At 59.6% G+C, this 3,944-nt stretch carries 1 protein-coding gene; it reads left to right on the top strand.

Annotated elements, in window-relative coordinates:
- A partial coding sequence (locus ACQ4OB_RS27735; RefSeq protein WP_430956860.1) for an NEL-type E3 ubiquitin ligase domain-containing protein occupies positions 1 to 3,730 on the top strand: 3,730 nt, incomplete at its 5' end.
- Positions 3,731 to 3,944 lie beyond the last annotated feature (214 nt).

The raw sequence follows: 3,944 nt of genomic DNA, 5'->3' as shown, positions 1-3,944 counted from the left end.
ATTCTTCAGCCGCTTCGTCGCGCACAAGGACCAGGGCCGGTTCTTTGCCCGGGTCCGCGAGCGTCTGAGCCGGATCACCTGGCAGCAGCGCGAACCGCTGGACATGGGGCCGTGGTGGCGGGAAACCGCGGTGGAGAACCCGAATGCCGAGCCGATTACCCACCGGCTGACGGGCGAGCTGTGGCCGCAGCTGTATCGGCTCAAGCGCGACAAGGCGCTTAGCGACGCGCGAGCGATTGCCGTCCCGACCGGCGATGAGGATGCCGCCACGCGCTGGAAACGCCTGAGCAGCTACCTGGACATCGGCTGGAACGTCTTCAACTTTGCCGCGATGCTGGTGCCGGGGCTGGGCGAAGCCATGTTGGCGCTGATGGTGGCGCAGATGGCCGCCGAACTGCTGGAAGGCATCGAAGACTGGAGCAAGGGCGACCGCGACGAGGCATCGGCGCACATCAACGGAGTGATCATCAACTTTGCGCAACTGGCCCTGATGAGCGCCGGGCACGCCATCCCGCAGGCGGCCCGGATCCCGATCACCCCCAGTCCGCTGATCGACAACCTCAAACCGGTGGAACTGCCCACGGGCAAGACCCGCCTGTGGAAACCGGACCTGACGCCGTACGAGCACCCGCTGACGCTGCCGACCGAGGCCAAACCCGATGACTTGGGGCTGTATAAGCACAACGATCAGCAATGGCTGCGCCTGGAGCAAGAGCATTACCAGGTGCGCCAGGACCCGGCGACGGGCGAGCATCGCCTGCAACATCCGACCCGGCCCAACGCTTATCAACCGGTGGTGGAGCATAACGGTGCCGGCGCCTGGAAAGCTGAAACCGAGCAACCCTTGACCTGGGAGCGTCCGACTCTGTTACGACGCCTTGGCCATCGTGTGGATGCGTTGAGCGATGGCGAGCTTGAGCTGGCCCGCAAGATCAGCGGCACCCACGAAGGCCTGTTGCGCAGAATGTATGTCGAGCGTGAGCCCCTGCCGCCATTGCTGGCCGATACCCTCAGCCGTTTCGAGGCCTACCGACACACCGAAAACCTGGTCTCACGGATGGAAAGCGCTGAGTCGGGTGTCCACGTGACGCTCGATCACAAGACCGAATTGTTCAATGCGCGCTACGCCAGTCAGCAGGCGTCGGGTGATCCGCGTGTCGAGCTGATCAAAAGCCGTTTCACCGGCCTCCCCACCAACATTGTCGAAGACGTGCTGGCCGGTGCTTCCAGCGCCGAGCGCCGACAAATGGCGCAATGGGATTTTGCCAACCCGCAACAGACCAAACCTGTTCCTCTGCGCCTGGCCGAGGCGCTGCGCAATGCTCAGCGGGAAGTGCGTCTGTCGCGGGCCTATGAAGGGCTGTATCTGCCGGTCGCATTGACGCCGGATACCGAGACGTTGGTTCTGCACACACTGGAAGCATTACCGAGCGGGAAAAAAAACCTGCGTATTGAAGTGCGAGAGGGTTCCTTCAATGGCGAACTGCGTGCCAGCGTCGGCCCGGAGGATGCGACCGAGCGCAAGGTCCTGGTGCGCAACGAAGACGGACGATACGAAGCGCGTGACAGCGACGATAACCATCTGCACGGCGCGGACGATCTGTATGTGGCTCTGCAGCATGCTTTACCGCAAAACCATCGTGCCGCGCTGAGGCTTCCTCATGTAGGGCAGGGAGCGGAATTGAAGCAGCTGATCAAGCAGCATGTTCTGTCGCGCGACGGCTTGCGCAAGGCGTTGCGGATGCAGCCGATCAAACCTTTTTTCAAGGCGCCAATGCGCGGGGGCGACGGCACTTTTGGCTATCCTTTGAGTGGTCGTGGGCAAGGCACGAATCTGCAGATGGCAGAGCGACGTGCGAGAGTTCGCCGGCTGTATCCCTCCCTTGGCAATGCAGATGTCGAAATGGTTTTGGCACAGGCGGAGCGGGCGCAGGCTCATCCCACCTATCCGTTGTCAGTCGAAGAGTATTTGCTGGGTCTTGAAGAAGAGTTCGCCAGCCTGCAACAGGAGGCGAACACCTGGGTGGATACACCGGGGACGCACGTCTTGCCCGATGGGAGTATTGAACCGGTCAACCGGCAGGACCGGCAGCGGGTGGCCGACTTGCTCCGGCGTTGCTGGCAAAGGACCAATTCGCCGCAGCAAGCGACCGGCAGTTTGTACGCCGAGGGCATTCTGAGCCTGACCGGCCTGCGTATCGGGGAGCTTCCAGTGTTGACTCGAGCTCTTTTTACGCACGTTTATTCACTGGACCTCAGTGCCATGGCGCTTGGTGAGATAACGGCCAATTTCCTTGAGGCGTTCCCCAACTTGCGCGAGGTGAGCCTGGAGAACAATCGGCTGCAAACGCTTCCGCAAACATTGCGGCTGATGCCGCGGCTGCAGGCGCTGTATCTCTCGAGGAATGTCATTTCGTTGAGTCCGGAAGCCATCGTAGCCCTCGAGGGATACCCGGCGCTGCGACAACTGCACCTGAGCCACAATCCATTAGGGCGCATTCCCGATTTCCGGCGGATGCCAACGTTGAGACAACTCAACCTGCGCAACACTGGCCTTACCGAGTGGCCAGCGGGGCTGGATGCTTTGCCGCACCTTCAAGGCATCGACCTGCGCGATAACATCATCACTCGGGTGGCGGACGAAATTCTCAATCCCGCCGAGGAAAACGCAGCTGCTGCATACCGGGTGTTCAACAGTGCCGTTCTGGACGGTAACCCGCTCACTCCGGCTGCTCTGGAAGACTATGCCCAGGCCTGGCTACGTATTCCGCCACCCGAGGAGGGAGTGCCAATACCCATTGAACCCCTCGCGGTTGCCGACCCTTTGGCAAACTCCAATGAGCGATTGCAACACTGGATGCGGGACCTTCCCGCCGACGAGCGTGCCGCCAGACAAGAGCAGTGGAGTTTGCTCGAGGGGGAAGATCCCCGCAGTCAGGAGTTCTTCAGGCTGCTGGAGAATCTGCGACAAACAGGCGAGTTCAGGAACGCTTACCCTGATCTGCAGGCTCGGGTATGGGCACTGATGGACGCCGCTGGACAGTCCGAGCAATTGCGCACCGAGTTGTTCCGTCTGGCCGGGGATGTGGCAACCTGTGCCGATGGGGCTGCGCTGATTTTCAGTCGCCTGGAGGTCAAGAGTCTGATCAGCCACGGCTTGAGCACGCAGGCGACCCCGGAGCTTTCCACGCTGGCAAAGGGTTTGTTCAGGCTCGACGAAGTCGAACGGATTGCGCAACAGGATGCGAGCGAACGGATTCAGAGCATTTCGGCCAATCACGCGTTGACCCTGGAGCAGAAGATCCAGGAAATTCTGCTGATCGATCGAGTCGAGATTCGTCTTGCTTACCGTATCGGACTGAAGGATCGACTGGGTTTACCGGGGCAGCCGCAGCAGGCCAGGTATCTCGGCGTGGCTGATGTGACGGCGGCGATGCTCGATGCTGCCGAGCAGCGGGTGTTGGCCCTGGACAATTCGCCCCAGGAATTTGCGGCGACCACCCAGCGTGATTTCTGGCGAGGGTTTCTGAAGCACAAATACGCCGATGAGTTTCTGTTGGAACAAGAGCCGTTGCACGCACGACTCGAGGCGCTGACGGCAACGGAGATGGCAAGTCAGGAATACCTGGTCAAAAGTGCGGAACTGGCCAGGGAGTTCGAAGCGGTTGAAGATGCATTTATCAAACGCAAGACGCAGATGGAATTACCTGATTTGAACGCGGGAGATTAACACTACGCGTATTGAACACCCCGAAGGTTGCTGCAAATGCAACGTTCGGGGTTTTTTTATATTCGCTCGCTGGTGGAACATAAGTGATGGGAGGTGGTGGTATTTATATATATCCATCTCTTTAGTATTCGAATGATTATTCAACGATTGCCCGCAAAGTTCAGCGGGTTTTTAGTCTTTTGTTTTATTGCGCAGGATTTAAGCTGAGGGCTTA

Source organism: Pseudomonas sp. ES4 (assembly GCF_050586665.1).
GTDB lineage: Bacteria > Pseudomonadota > Gammaproteobacteria > Pseudomonadales > Pseudomonadaceae > Aquipseudomonas > Aquipseudomonas frederiksbergensis.
Note: the sequence above shows the minus strand (reverse complement) of the source record. Positions and strands in the feature narration are given on the sequence as shown.